The following is an 18675-nucleotide window of genomic DNA, read 5'->3' on the forward strand; positions in this document are numbered from 1 at the left end:
CCGAACCACGCCCATAGCCGGTCACAGGAGGCAACGATGCCCATCGCGATCATGTCCGAGCACAACGATCTGGCCGATTCGGTCCGATCCCTGGTGGCGCGCGTCGCGCCGTCCGAGGTGCTGCACGAGGCCCTCGAGACCCCGATCAGCAACCCGCCGCCCTACTGGAGCGCGGCCGCCGACCAGGGCTTGCAGGGCCTACACCTGTCAGAAGCCGTTGGCGGACAGGGCTTTGGCATCCTCGAGCTCGCGATCACCCTGGCCGAGTTCGGCTACGGCGCCGTCCCCGGACCGTTCGTCCCCTCGGCCATTGCCAGTGCCCTGATCGCCGCGCACGACCCCAAGTCGCCCCTGCTGCCCGGCCTGGCCTCCGGCGAGACCATCGCCGCGTACGCCTTGGCCTCGGGCCTGACCGCCACCACCCAGGGCGACGGACTCGTCGTCAGCGGCGACATCCGCGCCGTCCCCGCCGCGGCGCAAGCCGCACTGCTGGTCGTCCCGGTCGACGGCGGCGCTCAGTGGGTGGTACTCGATACCGCGACGCTGCAGATCGACCCGGTCCAGACCGTCGACCCGCTGCACCCGGCGGCCCAGGTGCGCGCAGACGACGTCACAGTCGGTGCCGACCGGGTTCTCAGCGGACTGACACCGGCGCATGCCCGGGCCCTGATCACCACACTGCTGTCGGCCGAATGTGTCGGTGTCGCGCGCTGGGCCACCGACACCGCCGCCGAGTACGCGAAGATTCGTGAACAGTTCGGCCGGCCGATCGGCCAGTTCCAGGCCATCAAACACAAGTGCGCCAACATGATTGCCGAAACCGAGCGTGCCACCGGTGCGGTCTGGGACGCCGCCCGCGCACTCGACGAGCACGCATCGGGCGACGCCGACTCCGACTACCAGTTCGCCGCCGCCGTAGCCGCCACCCTGGCGCCCGTCGCCGCCCAGCACACCGCACAGGACTGCATTCAGGTGCACGGCGGCATCGGCTTCACCTGGGAGCACGACACCAACGTCTACTACCGGCACGCCATCGCGCTGGTAGCCGGCTTCGGCCGCGCCGCCGACCACCCACGGCAGGTGGTGGACCTGGCCACGACCTCCGGCATGCGGTCCATCGACATCGACCTCGATCCGGACACCGAGAAGCTGCGCGCCGAGATCCGCGCGGAAGTGGCTGCGCTGAAAGCCCTTCCGAGCGGGCCGGAACGCAACACCGCGATCGCCGAAGGCGGTTGGGTGCAACCGCACCTGCCCACGCCGTGGGGCCGGGCCGCCGCGCCGATCGAGCAGATCATCATTGCCCAGGAGTTCAGCACCGGAAAGGTGCGGCGCCCCCAGATGGGTATCGCGGCCTGGATCATCCCGTCGATCGTGGCGTTCGGCACCAGCAAGCAGCAGCAGGATTTCCTGCCACCGACGTTCCGCGGCGACATGATCTGGTGCCAGCTGTTCTCCGAGCCGGGTGCCGGCAGTGACCTGGCCAGCCTGACCACCAAGGCCGTCAAGGTCGACGGCGGCTGGCGCATCACCGGCCAGAAGATCTGGACGACGGGGGCCCAGTTCTCCGCCTGGGGCGCCCTGCTGGCCAGGACCGACCCGAACGCGCCGAAGCATCAAGGCATCACGTACTTCCTGCTCGACATGAAAAGCCCGGGCGTCGAGGTCAAGCCGCTGCGCGAACTCACCGGCAACGCGATGTTCAACACCGTCTTCATCGACGACGTGTTCGTGCCCGACGACATGGTGCTCGGCGAGGTGAACCGCGGCTGGGAGGTCAGCCGGAACACCCTGACCAACGAGCGGGTGTCGATCGGCAGCAGCGAACCGCCCTTCCTGGCCAGTCTCGAACAGTTCGTGGAGTTCCTGCGCGGCGGCGAGTTCGACGAGCTGCAACGTCACGAGGCCGGCAAGCTGATCGCCGAGGGCCACGCGGCCAAACTGCTCAACATGCGGTCGACGCTGCTGACCCTCGCCGGCGGCGATCCGATGCCGGCCGCCGCGATCTCCAAGCTGCTGTCCATGAAGACCGGTCAGGGTTACGCGGAGTTCGGGGTCGCGTCATTCGGCAGCGACGCGGTCATCGGCGATCCGCAACAGCCCTCGGGCCGGTGGGACGAGTACCTGTTGGCCGGCCGCGCGACGACCATCTACGGCGGCACCTCCGAGGTGCAGCTGAACATCATCGCCGAACGGCTGCTGGGCCTGCCTCGCGACCCGTAACCGCTTCGCGCGAGCGCACGTGAAAACCCCCATTTCGAAGCAGAAATGGGGGTTTTCCCGACTGTTCGCAGGTATGGACCAGGCGTACGGTTGACGTAAGCGGAAGATTTGGTTGGTGGTGACGATCATGACCACAAACGGGCTGACAACACGTGCGGCGCGGGTGCTGCGACTGGTGTCCATCGGGGCCATCGCGATCTCGTTCACGGTCGTCCCGACTGTCCTACGCAGCCCGGCCACAACGCTGCAGGCGGGCGGTGACCCGTGCGTCAACGGCGTCGTCCCGTGGAACCCGTACGTCGTGAACTGCAACCTGCCCGCGCGGAACAGCCCAAAGGTGCGCGGTGCGGCTCCCGACGCGGGTGCCATCATCGCGTGCCACGACAAGCCCGGCTGCCTGGCCTGGTACGTCAACGGTGACTAGAGGTCCATCTCCCGCAGCGCACGCTTGAGGATCTTGCCCGTCGGGTTGCGCGGCAACTCGTCGAGGAAGACGACCTCGCGCGGAACCTTGTAGCGCGCCAAGTGATCTCGGACGTAGGTCTTGATGTCGTCCTCGCTGACCGTCGCGCCCTCGGTTGTGACGACGAACGCCCGCAGGCGCGCCCCGAAGTCCTTGTCATCGACTCCGATCGCGGTCGCCTCCACCACCTCGGGGTGCCCGCTGATCAGATCCTCGACCTCGGCGGGGAAGACGTTCTCACCACCGGAGACGATCATCTCGTCGTCCCGGCCACTGACGTACAGGAGTCCGCGCTCGTCGAAGTAGCCGACGTCGCCCGACGAGAGCATCCCGTCGATGATCTCCTTGCCACCGCCGCCGGTGTACCCCTCGAACGGGAAGGTGGTGCCGACGAAGATGCGCCCGACGCTGCCCTGCGGCAGCTCCTTGCCGTTGTCGTCGAAGATCTTCACGCGGACGCCCTTGACCACCGGGCCGACCGTCGCCGGGTTGATCGACAGATCCTGCGGGCGCGCGATGGTGGCGAACGAGATCTCGGTCGACCCGTACAGGTTGTAGATCACCGGGCCCAGATCCTTGAGTGCCCGTGTCGCCAGCTCGGACCCCAGCTGCGAACCCGAGATGAAGACGATGCGCAGGCTCGACAGGTTCGGCTTCGGCGACGTCTTGTCGAGTTCGTCGAGAATGCGCGACAACATCACCGGCACCACCACCATGGCGGTGACCTGGTGGCGTTCGATGTCGGCGAGCACGGTCGCCGGCTTGAACCGGCGGCGCAACACCAGCGTGCTGCCGAGCAACATGGCGATGGTCGAATGCAGGTACCCCAGCGCGTGGAACATCGGCGCGGGCAGGCTGGTCACCTCGCCGGATTTGAACGGCACCGAGGACAGCACACCACCCACCGGGGCCAGCGATGGCGGGGCACTTCGATTGGCGCCCTTGGGAGTTCCCGTCGTACCACTGGTCAAGATGATGATGGAAGCCGCCTTCGCGACCTTCGGCGGCGCGAGGCTGCTGGTCCGAGCGATGACGTCGGCCAGTGATTCGTCGACGCTGCCCGACGGTTCCGGCTTGTCCGGGTTGTGCCCCAGCGCCCGCAGCTTGCCCAACGGCGGCTCCGAAAGCTCGACGGCGTCGGCGTATTCGTCGTCGTAGATGATCAGCTGAGCACCCTCGCGCTCGGAGACCTCTTTGATCTGCGGACCCGAGAACTCGGTGTTGAGCAGGATGATTCGCGCACCGACACGCGCCGCGCCGTACACCGCCACCAGGAACCACCGGTGGTTGCGGGCGAGGATCGCGACGCCTTCGCCGGCCTGAACGCCCTTGGCGCGCAACGCGTTGGCCGTCGCGTTCACGGCGTCGTCGAACTCCTGGAAGGTGATGTCGCCGTCGTCGTCGATGACGGCGGTGCGGTGCGGAGTGCGGCGCGCATTGAGCGCCGGGACCATGCCGATCTCACCCCAGCGGACGATGTCGGCCAGCATGGCCGCCATGTGCTGCGGCGACTCGAGCTTGAGGGCGCCGGCCTCGAACATCTTCCTGGCGTAGTGGAGTTCGGCGGCGCCGCGGTCGACGTATTTACCGACCGACTTCTCCAAAGTTTCCTGAACCTTGTTTGCCACCTGCGACGGGAGGTCAGTCAGCTTCGCCATGAGCCAACCATATGTGACACCCCGGGTAACACGGCCGGAACTCCCGCCCCAATTATCGAGCCGATTACGCTGTCCATATGGGTGACTCGCGGTCCCTCGAGGTAGGCGGACGCGAGGTTGCCGTGAGCAACCCGGACAAGCTGATCTTCCCGGAACCCGGGGTGACCAAGCTCGACCTGGTCAACTACTACCTGTCCGTCGCCGACGGCGCGCTGCGCGGCGTGGCCCGGCGGCCCATGATCCTGAAGCGGTTCGTGAAAGGCATTGCCCAGGAAGCGATCTTCCAGAAGCGCGCGCCGGAGAAACGGCCGGACTGGATCGATGTTGCCGAGCTGAAATACGCCTCCGGCACCTCAGCGAAAGAAGCCGTGATCGATGAGGCCGCCGGGCTGGTGTGGGCGGTGAGCCTGGGTTGCATCGACTTCAACCCGCATCCGGTCCGGGCCGACGACCTGGAGCACCCGGACGAACTGCGCGTCGACCTGGACCCGATGCCGGGTGTCGAGTGGCCGCAGATCGTCGACGTCGCCATCGTGGTGCGCGATGTGCTCACCGACTACGGGCTGACGGCATGGCCCAAGACCTCCGGCTCGCGGGGATTCCACATCTATGCCCGGATCGAGCGGAACTGGTCGTACAAGGAGGTGCGGTTGGCCGCCCAGACGGTGGCCCGCGAGGTGGAGCGACGCGCACCCGACCTGGCGACCAGCCGATGGTGGAAAGAGGAACGCCAGGGCGTGTTCGTCGACTTCAACCAGAACGCCAAGGACCGCACGGTCGCGTCGGCGTACTCGGTGCGGTCGCGGCCCGACGCCCGGGTCTCGACACCGCTGTTCTGGGACGAGGTCCCGGGCTGCCGTCCCGAGGAATTCACCGTGGCGACGGTGCCCGGCCGGTACGCGCAATTCGGCGACCCGTGGGCCGGGATGGACGCCGCTGCAGGCGGTCTCGAGGGATTGCTGGCGCTGGCCGAAGAACTGGGTCCGATGCCCAGGGCGGAGAAACCCGAGGGCGGCACATCGGCCGACGGGCGGCGCGCGTCACAGATGCCGCTCATCGAGGTTGCCCGCACCAAGACCCGCGACGAGGCGATGGCCGCCCTCGAGGTGTGGCGATCCCGTCATCCCGAAGCGGCATCTGCCCTGGAAGCCATCGATGTTCTGGTCGACGGCATGCGTGGACCCAGCTCGATCTGGTACCGCATCCGGATCAATCTGCAGCATGTGCCGGAGCAGTTGCGGCCGCCGCAGGAGCCGCTCATCGCCGACTATTCGCCGTGGGTGGGCTATCAAGGCAACCAGTGGCGCCGTCCGTGAGCGTTACCCCGCCGAGACCATGTTTGCTAGCTGGAGCTATCAGACTTCTTAGCGATGATTTAGGACTTACTCCCCGGTACCTTAACTTGGGCACATAACTTCGATCTTGAGCCGAAGAAACGACACAGCAGTCGGGCGTTCGGCAACATCGAAGGGAGGCATCACATGGCTATGGTCACCAGCGACTCGGCATCGACAGCCGCTTTCCGCTATGGCAATCCGGCGGTCGCCTGCGGCGACGCCGAGGTGCGCGCCCAGTGCCGCCAACTGGCGACGGTACTCACCGTCACCGGAGTCATCGACGAATCCGATGTGGACCTGGTAGCAGCGCAGGCACGGCGCTGCGTCCTTCCCGAGAAGCCGTTCATCCTGGACCTGAGCGGGGTCACCTCGTTTGCAGTGTCCTGTGTCGAACTGCTCGACAAGGTCAACGACAGCTGCATCGCAGCAGGTAATGAGTGGTCCCTGATCGCATCCCAGCCGGTTTCGACCGCACTGCTGGCCTGCGGCGCAGAGTCCGCCTTCCCGACCGCAACCTCCGTCTCCGAAGCGCTGCACCATTTCTCGGACAGCATGTACGAGCGCCGTCGGTTGCTGCCGTTCCTCACCAAGAAGTCCGCGTAAGACAGGAACTGAACATGTTGATCGATCTCCGCTGGCTGAGTGCCCTGCTCCACCACCACCGTCGTAAGACGCATCTCGCGACGCCGGCTTTCTGACACCTTCGACCTCCAACACGGTGCCGACACCAATCCTGGTGTCGGCACCGTGTTTTTGCGTGGGCGTCACCTATGCGAAGTCGACGCGCACGATCACGCTGTCGTCCCAGACATTCCGATTCCGTGCCTTGCGCCACTTCTCGCGCCACGGAAGGCCGGCGTGCACCTGCGTCACGCCCGGAATCCTGATGAGCGGCACCAGATTCCACTGCCACCCATAGCGTCGGTGCAGCACGCGATTCGCGGCAGCCGCGTCCACGCCGTCGAGGATCGTCGCCGTGCCGGTGAATACAGTTGCGCCGCTGAGTTTTCGGCCGCGATAGTCACAGGCGGTCAGCTCCACCTGCGGATGCGCCCGCAAGCGTGCGGTTTTCGGTCCGCGCTTGGTCCGGAACATGACGGAGTTGCCCGCAGCGGCGAACCACATCGGGGTATCGACCGGCTCACCACTTTTCCGGTAGCTCCGGAGCAGTGCGTACCGGGTCCTGCTCAACTCGCTGATGTCTGATCGCTGTGCGTTGGTAGCCATGCACACAGTCAACGACTTAGAGTTGGCTCCAAGTCAAGCCCGATCCAGGAGTGTCATGGCCACGTTCACCATCGGCGAAGTGTCGGCGCGCACCGACGTCGCCGCGACGACACTGCGCTACTACGAGCAGATCGGTCTCATCCCCGCACCGGCGCGGGTCGGCGGCCAGCGCCGCTACGACGGCGCCGTCGTCGATCGGCTCAACGTCATCCGGGTGTGCAAGACCGCCGGGTTCTCCCTGGACGAGATCCTCTTGCTGTTCGCCGACGACGCCCCCGGCCGCCCCTCGACACGCGCACTGGCCACGGCCAAGATCGCCGAGATCGACACCAAGATCGCCGAACTGCATCTCGCCCGGGCGATCGTCGAGTGGGGTCTCCAGTGCACCTGCCCGTCGATCGACGCCTGCAGCTGCGGCATTCACCCCGCCAAGCCCCGGGACTCCCAGACCGCCGCCGGCTGATCGCGTCAGTGCCCGCTCGGGTGGGCTCCACCAACTTCTGCAGGTAATGGCGGCGGAAGTGGAGTGGTCGGCGTGGGTGCGGGAGCTCCGGTGACAGGTGCGGGTGGCGTGCCCGCCGGTGCGGGCGCGGCGGCGGCAGTGCCGGTCAGCGGCCCGCCACTGCGGTAAAAGGTCATGGGCTCGGACCTGATGGATTGTGAACCCGCGCTGATATCAAGCGATTTGGCGGTCACGACATAGGTGATGCCGTCACTCGTCGCGGTGTAGCGGCCGTTGCCGTCCGCGGTGGCGGAGATGATCAGCTTCGCACCGTCGCTGATGCGCACGCCGCGGTACTGATATTGACCGCCGGCGCTCTTGCAGATGGCCACCCGCGACGAGGCGGTGCTCCCGAAAGCCACCGCGGTATCGCCGGTCGGACACCGCGCCGTCGAGTCGACGAACCCCTGCGCGTCCGTGGCGGGATCGGCCGACGCCGCCGGGATCCCGGCCAGCACCAGCGCGGCGCCCGTCAGGGTCGCAGCCAGCAGCCCCGCGGCTCGGACGGTGAAGTCGGACATCGTCACCACCACATCACACCGCGACGCGTTCGGCGAGCGCCCACACCGCGTCCCGGCAAACCGATTGCCGGTCGTAACCCCTGGGCCTTGGATGAATTCTTGGAAAACTTCAGCTTGATTTATTTACCCGGGCAGGCAAATTGTGCACGTATCGGCAGGTCAGACGGCCGAGGGGCGAATTTTCTCAGCTAGAGGCGAGTCCTGGTTTCCGCTACCTTCAGACCGCCTAATTCCGTTCTGTTTCACTGAATCCGGGGTCCATCATGCAAATCGCTGTTCGGCACAACGCACTGCCTTCGTCTCTCGTTGCCGGAATGTGCTCGGTGTGCATCGTCGCCTCGGTCGGAGCCGCGGCGCCGCTGCCCGCACCGCAGGCCGTGCCCGCGGCGGCGCACTCTGCCGTGACGACCGTCTCCACCTACGCGGAGAAGTACTACCTGACTGCCTTCCCGGCAGACCTGCTGCAGCTGATCTCGCTGCCGTTCACGACGTACCAGACGTTCGTGAACAACCTCATCGCCGGCCCCAACGAGTTCATCAAGGCCTTCAACACGCTCAACGCCGCGATCTACGCCCAGACGGTCGGCCCGTTCGTCGCCCAGCTGATCCAGGGCCCGAACGCGATCATCAACAACCTCAACGCGATCAACAAGGCGATTCACGCCGCCACGCTGCTCCCGATCGTCAACACCCTGATCGCGGCGCCGAACGCCATCATCAAGGGCATCAATGCCATCAACGCCTCGTTCTTCAACGGCACGACGGCAAAGATCCCGGTGCTCATCACCACGGCGATCAACACCGCGATCGCCGCGTTGCAGAACCTGAGCACCTTGCCCGCCACCATCATCAAGGGGATCAACGCCCTGCCGGGCGCGCTCATCGCCGGACTGAACGCCCTGCCGGGCGCCATTCTCTCCGGATTCCCCTTGGCCGCAACGCCGTTGGCCGCCACCACCTCGTTGAAGACACTGTCTGCGGCCACGGTCGTGCCCACGACCCAGCCGTTGTCTCTGACGGTCAAACCCGCTGCCGCAGAGTCGGATACGTCGAGCGTTTCGGCCAAGTCGTCGCCTGCGTCCAGCACGCCGGACAAGACGCCCGCCGCGACCGACACCGGGAAGACGACGGAGAGCACCGGCTCCGGCGCCACCACGGACAGCCCGACCGAGGCCAAGGACACGAGCAAGCCCGCCGGCAAGACCGACGAGAAGTCCGACACCAAGGGCACCGAGACCAAGGGCACCGACGCCAAGGGCACCGAGACCAAGGGCACCGACAAGCCGGACGCCAAGTCCGACACGAAGTCGGACAGCAAGTCGGACGACAAGACGGGCACCGACAAGTCGACCGCCGACAAGTCCACGAAGGCGGACTCGAGCAAGTCCAAGAAGACCGACAAGACCACCTCGAAGGGCGGCAAGCACAGCGCTCCCGACGGTGCCAGCGGTTCGGTCTCCGTGCCCGCGGGTTCGACCGGTGGCAAGCACCGCCCCGAGGGCGGCAGCTCGTCGCACGCCTCCAGCAGCAGCGGCGGCAGCAGCCACGACAGCTAGCACGTAGCACAACGACATTGAGGGCTGTGGCTTCGAAAAGCCACAGCCCTCAATGCATTCCCGCCCACATTCGGTGGACGGGGTCAGACGTCAGTAACCGGGAATCGCCGGCACGACCGGAGACGAAGCCAGCTGCAACGGTGCCTGCGCCGCGGGTGCCAGCAGACCCGGCGCGGGCGCCGTGACCGCCGGCAGGGTGGCCAGCCCAGGCGCGGGAGCCAACGGCGCGGTCGCCGCACCGAGCACACCAGGAACGGGTGCCGTCGCGGCCCCCAACGTTCCCGGCACCGGAGCCGTGGCCGCGCCCAAGACGCTCGATACGGGAGTGGTGGCCGCGCCCAGCGTGCCCGGAACCGCGCCCAGGGTGCCCGGAAGCGCTCCGGTGGCGCCCGACAGGTCTGGCAGCCCGACGGAGGGCAGCCCCGGCGTTGCCACCGGCAGGCCGCCGTTCATCAACGCCGGGATGTTCCCGTTGGCCAGCGCCGTCATGAAGGCGGGGCACTGAGTCTGGATCGCGACCTGCGTGGCGAACCCGGCCAGCGGCGGCGCGATGCCGCCGTTGCCACTCATCTGAGTTGCCGTGCTGGCCATCTGGCTGCCGGGCTGCACGAGCAGCGGGCAGATCGAGGTACCCACCTCGGCGATCGCGTTGCTGACTGGCCCGTTGTTGCCGATGCCGACGTCATTGAGCGCGTCATGGACGACGTCGGCCTGGGCGCGCGGCCCCCACATGAGAGCCGCGGCGACGATCGCCCCGGCCACCACGACAGGCCGCAGCACCGCGGCAGATGTCGCGATGACATCCACGGAGCCGACCTGTGTCCTTCCGGTCTTCGGCCGGCCCGGGCGGGCAGCCACCGATCGCCTGCGGTACGTCACTTCAGTCGTTGCGGTCATCAGCACGCTCCCTGTTCCTGAGTGCTCGGCGCCACATTGGGCACTGATTTCACTTCGGTAACGGTGGGCTACAAATGTCACAAATACAACACGGACCGATAACCGTTCGAACCCTATGCGTTTCGCTACGTTGATCTCTGAGACCGGACTGAAATTCTGTCTCCTTTTCTTATGGGGGCTTCAACTCAATAACACCAGTAGTCACATTTGCCTCATTAGCACCTTCCGGCACAATTTGAAAGAGGCGTCAATACTCGGCCAGATGCAGGCTTTCGGGAGTTCCGCCAGAACCTGGTTGACCCGCCACCGAGCACCGAGCACACCCCGCATCAATTGACGCCGGAGTAGGGCCTTACTTTGTTCATAGGTAATGGTCAGACGGGTGTGACATACTGCACTTTGGTCAGAAAAGGGGAGGTGATCTCCGCGTGATGCCCCACGCGCGGCTCGCCGCCGCCTCCAGCCTCCTCGCCGCGGGCTGCCTGGCATTCCTTCCCGAAGCCGCCGTCGCATTCGCGCTTCCGTCCTCCGACTCCGACTCCAGCGGTAGTAGCTCAACTACGGGGACGACGGGCACCAGCTCAACCACCGGCACCACCGGCACCACGACGGGCACGTCCGCTGGTGGCACCACCGGCAGCTCGGACACGTCGACGACGACCGGCACCGGCACGACATCGACGACCAGCGGATCCTCGACCACCACGGGCTCCACCACGGGCAGCAGCTCGTCGTCGAGTCTGCCGAACACCTTGGGCGGCATGGTCGGTCAGTTCACCCGCATCATCCAGCACCCGACCAGCATCATCGGCGGCGCACCGCTCACCGGCATCATTCCCGGCGTCAAGCCCAACCAGAACGCCCCGCAGCTGACGCCAGGCGCCACATCGACGTTCGCCGCGTCGGCCCCCGCACCGACGAACAACGCGGCGCCGCAACCGTCTGCCGCCCTGGCGCCGGAGCCGGCCAAGACCACCGAGGACACCACCGCCGCGGCCGCACCCAAGCCCCCGCTGGCGCAACTCCCGCTGATGGCCGCCCAGGTTCCGTTGACGGCGCTCGACCTGGTCAAGACCACCCTGCCGACAGTCGTCGAAGCCGTGCCGATTCCAGGTCTCGCCGCACTGCCGGTCTTCGCCGATGCCCTGATCAACCCCATCGAGAGCACCGTCCGAGACCTGGCGGCAGCCGCGTCCGACCTGCCGTTCCTGCAATATCAGCCGGGCACGCCCCTCATCCAGTCGCCACTGGACAACCGGACCCTTCAGCAGAACGCACCCCAGATTCCGAAAACCTTTGCCGCAAGCACTGATTCGGTACCGCGCGACGTCTCGCCCGGTGCTCCGGGCACACCCGTCAAGCCAGTCCCGCCGATCCAGCCCCGCAACGTCTTCGCCGCCGAGAGCCACCTCGTCGCGTCGACGGATTTCCGGCCGGGCTATCCGGACTACCTGCGGGCCGCGGGCCTCAGCGAGGTCGCGGCGGTCGCCGTCCCCGGGTTCGCCGGCATCATCACCCTCACCGCCGCCGGCGGCTTGGTCGGATACCGGCAGGCCCGCGCCACCTCATCGGCACCCAGCCGCGCCCAGCGGTTCGTCAACTAGGCCCAGCCCAGGTCGACGGCAGCATCGGCGTACGCACCACATCGCGTAACACCGTCGCCCGCGGGCCGACCAATCCGCGTGCCGAGACATCAAGTGCCGCATCATGATTGGTTCCGATGACGTCGGTCTCTGCCGGTGCGCCAGGCAGAGTCATCCGACCGTCGGCCGCCATTGTTTCGTGCCGGTATTGCCGCGTTTTCCGGCGCCGGCGGGCCGCGCGGCGCTCGGCCACGGCCACGCTCGCCGCCACCGGTTCCTGAGCCGGGGCGGCTGCCACCTGGGTAGCCGAACCACGCACCGTCGGCGCGGAACCCTCCCCATCCGGGCCGACACCCACGGCGTACAGGTACGGCACGTCGGGCGCGGGAGCCATCGGTGCGGCCGGCGATGACGGAGCCGGCGCCGAACCGGTTTGCGGTGCGGCCGACGACGTCAGGCCCGCCGGCGTCGTTCCGGCCGCCGGCCAGTCAGTGCGATCCTGAATATCGTTGTGGCCCAAAGCTGGCGATTCGGCAATCGGACCCGGGATTACGTCCGGGGCCGGCTCGGCCGGCGGAACACCGCTCGCGGCCGCAGCCGCGGCAGCGGCGGCCGCCGGCGCGGGCACCGCGGCGAACGGGCCGAAATAGATGAGCGGATCCAGCACGGAGTAGGTGAGGATGCTGAAGAGTTTGGCGTTCACCGCGGCCGCCGCGCCGTCCAACGCTTGAGTCGCGATGCTGCGCAACGGTTCCGGCAGCTCACGGGCCCACTCGGCCAGCGCGTTGACGAGTTTTCGCACCTGCTCGACCACAATGCCTGCGGGATCACGGAACGTGAATTGACCAGAACCCGACGTCGCCGACGCGGCGCGGGCCGAAGCGCCAGAATCAGCGAACAGGATGGCCGGAGCCGGCGCTGCGGTCGGCGACGACTGCACACTCACCGTCGACACGCCCTCGTACACCCGCATGGTGGCAGCCGCCTGCAACCACATCCGGCCGTAGTCGGCTTCGTTCAGCGCGATCGGAATGGTGTTGAGGCCAAGGAAGTTCGTCGCGAGCAAGCTGGTGTGGACGGCATGGTTGGCAGCGAGTTCGGCCAGTGTCGGCATGCCCGCGACGGCGACGGCATAAGCGGCGACGACGGTGTCGTGCTGCTGGGCGATCAGCTCGGCGACGGCACCCATCGAAGTCAGCCAGTGACAGAACGGCTGATGGGCGGCCACGTACTGCTCGGCAGTCGAGCCGTCCCACACCCCGCCTTGGACCGCCGCCAGGATGCCCGTCAATTGCGTTGCGGCGTCAGCATATTGGGCAGCCAAACCACGCCACGCTGCGCCGGCCGCCAACAGCGAACCGGGCCCCGGCCCGGTCGCGAGCATCGCCGAACTCACCTCCGGCGGCAGCGTCTCCCATATCGTCGACACATAATTTAGGCTAACCTAAGTTCAGCTGCTCGGGTTGGCCACCTCGGTGCGCCCAAGGGGATTTCGGCCGAGGATCGCCCCAGGACATCCGCCGACCGGTAAGAATTGGGTTCGACCGGAATAACCCGGCTTCCTCAATCCGTTGGGAACTGACGTGACCGAACATGAACTGAGCCCCACCGACTGGGTCCGCAAGCAGACCGAACAGATTCTGGCGCAGGGCACCACCGATGGCGTGCACATCCTCGATCGGCCGGTGGTCCTGTTCACCACCACCGGAGCCAAATCCGGCAAGAAGCGTCTGGTGCCGTTGATGCGGGTCGAGCACGACGGCCGTTACGCCCTGGTGGCGTCCAAGGGCGGCGCCCCGGAGCACCCGTCGTGGTACCACAATGTCAAGGCCAACCCGCGGATCACGGCGCAGGACGGCGAGACGGTCGTGGAGCTGACCACCCGCGAGCTCGAGGGCGACGAACGCCAGGAATGGTGGGACCGGGCAGTTGAGGCCTACCCGCCCTACGCCGAGTATCAGACCAAGACCGACCGTCTGATCCCGGTCTTCATCGCCGAATAACTTCCTGCTCCCCGATCGGCAGTAACCGACGCGCGGACTGCAACAAGATGCGATGGAGTTCGCCGTCGGGAATGTCCTGCAATTCGGGGTCCATCGCGCTGCCGTAGACGCCCGAGATCACCAGCGACATGGTCACCCGGGTCTCGGTGTCCGCACTGTCCAGTCCGAGCACTCTGCGTAGCCGCCGATTGATGGCGCTGCACTCCTCATGGGAGTTGACCAGGGTGTCGATGGCCGGGTCGCGGTAGAAGACTGCCGTCACGCGCCGGTGCCGGACCGCGAGCTCGACGAACCCGGTGATCGCGGCCTCCTGCCGGGCCGGCCCTCTCTCCTCAGCCTCGATCGCGGTGGCCAGCTGATCGAGGTCGGCGAACACCGGCCGGATAACGGCGAGCACGATGTCGTCCTTGGAATGGAACTGGTAGTACACGGAGGCCTTGCTGACCCCCATGTGATCGGCGATCATCTGCAGCGATGTGCCGTTCACGCCGTGCTCCGCAAACAACGCCAGGGCAGCTTCGATCACCCGCGTACGCGCTGATCCGCGCGGCCCCACCGATTTGGCCAATCCCCGCTCCCTGTTCACCGCCGACCGGGTGGTCGCCGTGTAGCCCTGGTCACCGCCATCACGGCGACGTCACGTACGTCACACGGGATGCCCCGATGTGCGCACCGACCTGCATCAATTCAATCGCTTAACTTGTCTAAGTTTACCTTGGTGGATACTCTGAGTCTGCCGATCGGCAGACTGAATGTGACACAGCTGGCGGCGCCGTACAAACCGTGCGCAGCGCCCCAGGTCACGCAATCCGCCAAGGCATGTCGAGCAATCGAGGAACGGGGAGGTCAGCATGACCAAGGAGATCGCTGCATGATCGGCACTGCGCTCAAGAAGGCGTGGATCCCGCTGCTCATCCTCGCCGTGGCCCTCGTCGCCGGTTTCACCGTGCAACGCGTCCGCGGCTACTTCGGCCAAAACCCCGTCATCGTCACCCCACGCAACTTCGCCGACGACGCCAAACCGTTCAAGCCCAAGGTCGTCACCTACGAGATCACCGGCGAACCCGGCGCCTACGCCGACATCAACTACCTCGACCTGGACGCCAAGCCACAACGCATCGACCACGCCATGCTGCCCTGGAAACTCGTCCTGTCCACCACCGCACCGGCAGCATCGCCCAACATCGTCGCCCAAGGCGACGGTGACTCCATCACCTGCACCGTCCACGTCGACGACGAACTCAAAGACACCCGCACCTCCACGGGCGTCCACGCCCAGACCTTCTGCCTGGTGAAATCTGCATGAGCAACCACAGCCTCGATACCCCGACGGACTCGTTCCCCAAGGCCGAGCAGCCGCCGCACCGGCCGCTGATCCCCCGCCTGATCCGGACGCTCGCGATCCCCGTCATCCTCGCCTGGATCGGCATCGTGGTGGTGCTGAGCACGATCGTTCCGGGGCTGGACGAGGTCGGCAAGATGCGGTCGGTCTCTATGTCACCGCACGACGCGCCGTCGATGATCGCGATGAAGCAGGTCGGCTCCGACTTCAAGGAGTTCGAATCCGACAGCTCGGCCATGGTGGTCCTCGAAGGCCAAGAACCGCTGGATGCCGCCGCACACGCGTACTACGACCAGATCGTCGCCAAGCTCCAGGCCGACACCGCGCACGTCGAGCACGTCCAGGACTTCTGGAGCGACCCGCTGACCGCGTCCGGCTCCCAGAGCGCGGACGGCAAGTCTGCCTACGTGCAGGTCTACCTGCGCGGTAACCAGGGCGAATCGCTGGCCAACGAGTCCGTCGAGACCGTCGACAAGATCCTCAAGGGCGTCCCCGCTCCGCCGGGCGTGAAGAGCTATGTCACCGGCGCGGCCGCCCAGGCCTCCGATATGAACGTCGCCGGCGATCGCAGCCTGAAGGTCATGGAGGCCGTGTCATTCGCGGTCATCATCGTGATGCTGCTGCTGGTGTACCGGTCGTTCATCACCGTGCTGATCGAGCTGTTCATCGTCATGGTGCTGGTGGGCGCGGCGCGCGGCCTGGTCGCCGTGCTCGGCTTCTACAACGTCATCGGCCTGTCGACCTTCGCCACCAACCTGCTGCCGATGCTGGCCATCGCGGCGGCGACCGACTACGCGATCTTCCTGATCGGCCGCTATCAAGAGGCGCGCACCGCGGGGATGTCCAAAGAGGACGCCTACTACGACATGTATCACGGCACCGCGCACGTGATCCTCGGTTCGGGTCTGACGATCGCCGGCGCGACATACTGCCTGCACTTCACCCGACTGCCGTACTTCCAGACGCTGGGCATCCCGCTGGCCATCGGCATGGTCACCGTGGTTCTCGCAGCACTGTCCCTCGGCCCGGCCCTCATCACCGTGGTCACCAAGTTCGGCAAGACGCTGGAACCCAAGCGCGAGATGCGGGTGCGGGGCTGGCGCAAGATCGGCGCCGCGATCACCCGCTGGCCGGGCCCGATCCTGGTCGCGACGATCGCGGTGGCGTTGGTCGGCCTGGTGGCCATCCCCGGTTACAAGACGAGCTACGACGACCGTCAGTACATGCCTGCGGATCTCACGTCCAACGAGGGTTACGCGGCCGCCAACCGGCACTTCTCCCCGGCTCGCATGAATCCCGACCTGCTGCTGGTCCAGACCGACCACGACCTGCGCAACCCGTCGGACTTCCTGGTGATCAACAAGATCGCGAAAGCCGTTGTGGCCGTTCCGGGTATCGCTCAGGTGCAGGCCATCACCCGGCCCGAGGGCACGCCCATCCAGCACTCGACCATCCCGTTCCAGCTGGGTATGCAGAGCACCACGCAGGTGATGAACCAGAAGTACCAGCAGGACATGATGGCCAACATGCTCAAGCAGGTGGCTGACATCCAGGTGAGCATCGACACCATGACCAAGATGCAGGCCATCACGGTTCAGATGTCAACGGTCATGGACAGCATGGTCGGCAAGATGCACGGGATGCTGAGCGACATCGAAGACCTGCGCAACCACATCTCCGATTTCGACGACTTCTTCCGGCCGATCCGCAACTACCTCTACTGGGAACCGCACTGCTACGACATCCCGGTCTGCTGGTCCATGCGTTCGGTCTTCGACACCCTCGACGGCATCGACACCATGACGGACGACTTCCAGACCGTCATCCCCGACATGGACAAGATGTCTGCGCTGACGAAGCAGATGGTCACGGTCATGCCTCCGCAGATCGAGACCATGAAGAACATGAAGAAGTACATGCAGATGATGTACGCCACCCAGAAGGGACAGCTGGATCAGCAGGCCGAGGGCCAGAAGAACTCCAGCGCCATGGGTGAGGCCTTCGACAAGTCCAAGAACGACGATTCGTTCTACCTGCCGCCCGAGGCCTTCGACAGCGCCGATTTCAAGCGCGGCATGAAGAACTTCATCTCGCCGGACGGCAAGTCGGTGCGGTTCATCATCCAGCACGAGGGCAATCCGCTTACCCCCGAAGGCATCTCGCACATCGATGCCATCAAGCAGGCCGCCAAGGAGGCGATCAAGGGCACCCCGCTGGAGGGCTCCAAGATCTTTCTGGCCGGCAGTGCGGCGACCTTCCGCGACATGGCCGAAGGCTCTGACTACGACCTGATGATCGCCGGAATCTCGGCTCTCGCACTGATTTTCGTCATCATGCTGATCATCACGCGAGCGGTGGTGGCCGCCTCGGTGATCGTGGCGACGGTGGCGATCTCGCTGGGCGCGTCGCTGGGTATGTCGATTCTCATCTGGCAGTACCTGATCGGCCTACCGCTGCACTGGATGGTGATACCGATGTCGGTGATCATCCTGTTGGCCGTGGGCGCGGACTACAACCTGCTGCTGGCGGCCCGGTTCAAGGAAGAGATCCATGCCGGCCTGAACACCGGCATCATCCGGGCCATGGGCAGCACGGGCTCGGTGGTCACCAACGCCGGCTTGGTCTTCGCCTTCACCATGTCGTCGATGATCATCAGCGAGCTACGCATCATCGGCCAGGTGGGCACCACGATCGGCCTGGGCCTGTTGTTCGACACCCTGGTAGTCCGGTCGTTCATGATGCCGTCGATCGCGGCCCTCATGGGCAAGTGGTTCTGGTGGCCGCAGATCGTGCGTCAGCGTCCGGTGCCGGTGCCCTGGCCAACCCCCGACAAGAAGGTCGACGCGACCGTCTGACCCGTCGTACCGAAAGCGCCGCGCTGAGACTGCCCGTCTCAGCGCGGCGTTCTTATCGGTGCGCTCGTTGCTCGTGCGTCTACACAGACGGCCACTCGAGCTCTCCCTGCGTCAGCGCAATCTCAACTACTGCACGGGATTTGCGAGTCGCGTACAGAGCACATGCGGCCCGTCCCATGCGCGGGGAGATACGTGGTTTCAATCACGAGGCACTGGCAGTCATCCCCATTGAACCCACGGACCTTCTCAGGACGCCAGAGGTCCCTGGGTTCAGTCACCGGCGGCAGATTGCCATCACGATTGAACACACGCACTCCGTCGTCCACATTGTTGCGGCGAACGCTTTGGGCCCAGTCGTGGGACCTGAGCGCCGCACCCTGCCCCGGAAACGCAAAATGCCCGCCTCGGTGCGACAGGGTTGTCGCACGAGGCGGGCACCAGCGTGTGTACGGGTGGAATGACGGGGCCGGCCAGGCCGGGTGGGCTACCGGAGGTAGCGCGCGCCGAA

At 66.0% G+C, this 18675-nt stretch carries 17 protein-coding genes; 10 read left to right on the top strand and 7 right to left on the bottom strand.

Translation table 11 applies throughout. The features are described 5' to 3' along the window. The first annotated feature begins 36 nt into the window (after positions 1-36). Positions 37-2223, top strand: coding sequence for an acyl-CoA dehydrogenase family protein (locus A7G45_RS04340; RefSeq protein WP_260934130.1), 2187 nt, complete (start codon positions 37-39; stop codon positions 2221-2223). A gap of 127 nt (positions 2224-2350) precedes the next feature. Then, positions 2351-2647 carry a hypothetical protein gene (locus A7G45_RS04345; RefSeq protein ID WP_043390814.1) on the top strand — a complete coding sequence of 99 codons (297 nt, stop codon included), beginning with the start codon at positions 2351-2353 and terminating at the stop codon, positions 2645-2647. Here the strand turns inward: A7G45_RS04345 and fadD2 are convergent. Next, positions 2644-4344: a long-chain-fatty-acid--CoA ligase FadD2 gene (fadD2, locus tag A7G45_RS04350; protein WP_260934135.1), complete on the bottom strand. Its 1701-nt coding sequence runs from the start codon at positions 4342-4344 to the stop codon at positions 2644-2646. The genes A7G45_RS04345 and fadD2 overlap by 4 nt on opposite strands. 77 nt (positions 4345-4421) lie before the next feature. Here fadD2 and ligD point away from each other — a divergent pair, with 77 nt between their 5' ends. Both ligD and A7G45_RS04360 read left to right on the top strand, forming a co-directional pair. Further along, positions 4422-5660: a non-homologous end-joining DNA ligase gene (gene ligD / locus A7G45_RS04355; protein WP_260934138.1), complete on the top strand. Its 1239-nt coding sequence runs from the start codon at positions 4422-4424 to the stop codon at positions 5658-5660. A gap of 165 nt (positions 5661-5825) precedes the next feature. Beyond that, positions 5826-6284 carry an STAS domain-containing protein gene (locus tag A7G45_RS04360; RefSeq protein WP_043389992.1) on the top strand — a complete coding sequence of 153 codons (459 nt, stop codon included), beginning with the start codon at positions 5826-5828 and terminating at the stop codon, positions 6282-6284. Positions 6285-6449: 165 nt separating this feature from the next. Here the strand turns inward: A7G45_RS04360 and A7G45_RS04365 are convergent, their stop codons facing one another. Next, positions 6450-6908: a PPOX class F420-dependent oxidoreductase gene (locus A7G45_RS04365; protein ID WP_043985881.1), complete on the bottom strand. Its 459-nt coding sequence runs from the start codon at positions 6906-6908 to the stop codon at positions 6450-6452. A 55-nt stretch (positions 6909-6963) separates the two neighbouring features. On the opposite strand from A7G45_RS04365, the gene A7G45_RS04370 reads away from it, so the two are divergent. After that, positions 6964-7371: a MerR family transcriptional regulator gene (locus tag A7G45_RS04370; protein WP_043985884.1), complete on the top strand. Its 408-nt coding sequence runs from the start codon at positions 6964-6966 to the stop codon at positions 7369-7371. 5 nt (positions 7372-7376) lie between these two features. Here the strand turns inward: A7G45_RS04370 and A7G45_RS04375 are convergent, their stop codons facing one another. Continuing rightward, positions 7377-7931, bottom strand: coding sequence for a hypothetical protein (locus A7G45_RS04375; RefSeq protein ID WP_260934146.1), 555 nt, complete (start codon positions 7929-7931; stop codon positions 7377-7379). A gap of 263 nt (positions 7932-8194) precedes the next feature. Here A7G45_RS04375 and A7G45_RS04380 point away from each other — a divergent pair, with 263 nt between their 5' ends. Further along, positions 8195-9487 (top strand): MSCRAMM family adhesin SdrC, encoded by a 1293-nt coding sequence (locus tag A7G45_RS04380; RefSeq protein WP_260934148.1) that lies wholly within the window; start codon positions 8195-8197, stop codon positions 9485-9487. Between the two features lie 90 nt (positions 9488-9577). Here the strand turns inward: A7G45_RS04380 and A7G45_RS04385 are convergent, their stop codons facing one another. Both A7G45_RS04385 and A7G45_RS04390 read right to left on the bottom strand, forming a co-directional pair. Continuing rightward, positions 9578-10384, bottom strand: coding sequence for a hypothetical protein (locus tag A7G45_RS04385; protein WP_260934149.1), 807 nt, complete (start codon positions 10382-10384; stop codon positions 9578-9580). 403 nt (positions 10385-10787) lie between these two features. Next, on the bottom strand, positions 10788-11147 hold the full coding sequence (locus tag A7G45_RS04390) for a hypothetical protein (protein ID WP_043389982.1): 360 nt from the start codon (positions 11145-11147) through the stop codon (positions 10788-10790). Between A7G45_RS04390 and A7G45_RS04395 the strand changes: the two genes are divergently transcribed. Beyond that, positions 11146-11988, top strand: coding sequence for a hypothetical protein (locus A7G45_RS04395; protein ID WP_043389979.1), 843 nt, complete (start codon positions 11146-11148; stop codon positions 11986-11988). The two genes, A7G45_RS04390 and A7G45_RS04395, sit on opposite strands and share 2 nt — an antisense overlap. Here the strand turns inward: A7G45_RS04395 and A7G45_RS04400 are convergent. After that, positions 11981-13396 carry a PPE family protein gene (locus tag A7G45_RS04400; protein ID WP_260934153.1) on the bottom strand — a complete coding sequence of 472 codons (1416 nt, stop codon included), beginning with the start codon at positions 13394-13396 and terminating at the stop codon, positions 11981-11983. The two genes, A7G45_RS04395 and A7G45_RS04400, sit on opposite strands and share 8 nt — an antisense overlap. 154 nt (positions 13397-13550) lie before the next feature. Here A7G45_RS04400 and A7G45_RS04405 point away from each other — a divergent pair, with 154 nt between their 5' ends. Beyond that, positions 13551-13970: a nitroreductase family deazaflavin-dependent oxidoreductase gene (locus tag A7G45_RS04405; protein WP_043389975.1), complete on the top strand. Its 420-nt coding sequence runs from the start codon at positions 13551-13553 to the stop codon at positions 13968-13970. On the opposite strand, the gene A7G45_RS04410 is transcribed toward A7G45_RS04405, so the two are convergent. Continuing rightward, positions 13957-14538 (bottom strand): TetR/AcrR family transcriptional regulator, encoded by a 582-nt coding sequence (locus tag A7G45_RS04410; RefSeq protein ID WP_260934155.1) that lies wholly within the window; start codon positions 14536-14538, stop codon positions 13957-13959. The genes A7G45_RS04405 and A7G45_RS04410 overlap by 14 nt on opposite strands. 303 nt (positions 14539-14841) lie before the next feature. Between A7G45_RS04410 and A7G45_RS04415 the strand changes: the two genes are divergently transcribed. Together A7G45_RS04415 and A7G45_RS04420 are read left to right on the top strand one after the other, a co-directional pair. Beyond that, on the top strand, positions 14842-15276 hold the full coding sequence (locus A7G45_RS04415) for an MmpS family transport accessory protein (RefSeq protein ID WP_043985887.1): 435 nt from the start codon (positions 14842-14844) through the stop codon (positions 15274-15276). Next, a complete protein-coding gene (locus A7G45_RS04420) occupies positions 15273-18167 on the top strand; it encodes an MMPL/RND family transporter (RefSeq protein ID WP_071288122.1) in 2895 nt (964 codons plus the stop codon). Before A7G45_RS04415 ends, A7G45_RS04420 begins: the two co-directional genes overlap by 4 nt. Positions 18168-18675 lie beyond the last annotated feature (508 nt).

Origin of the sequence: Mycolicibacterium llatzerense, assembly GCF_025331195.1 — a bacterium.
GTDB lineage: Bacteria > Actinomycetota > Actinomycetes > Mycobacteriales > Mycobacteriaceae > Mycobacterium > Mycobacterium llatzerense.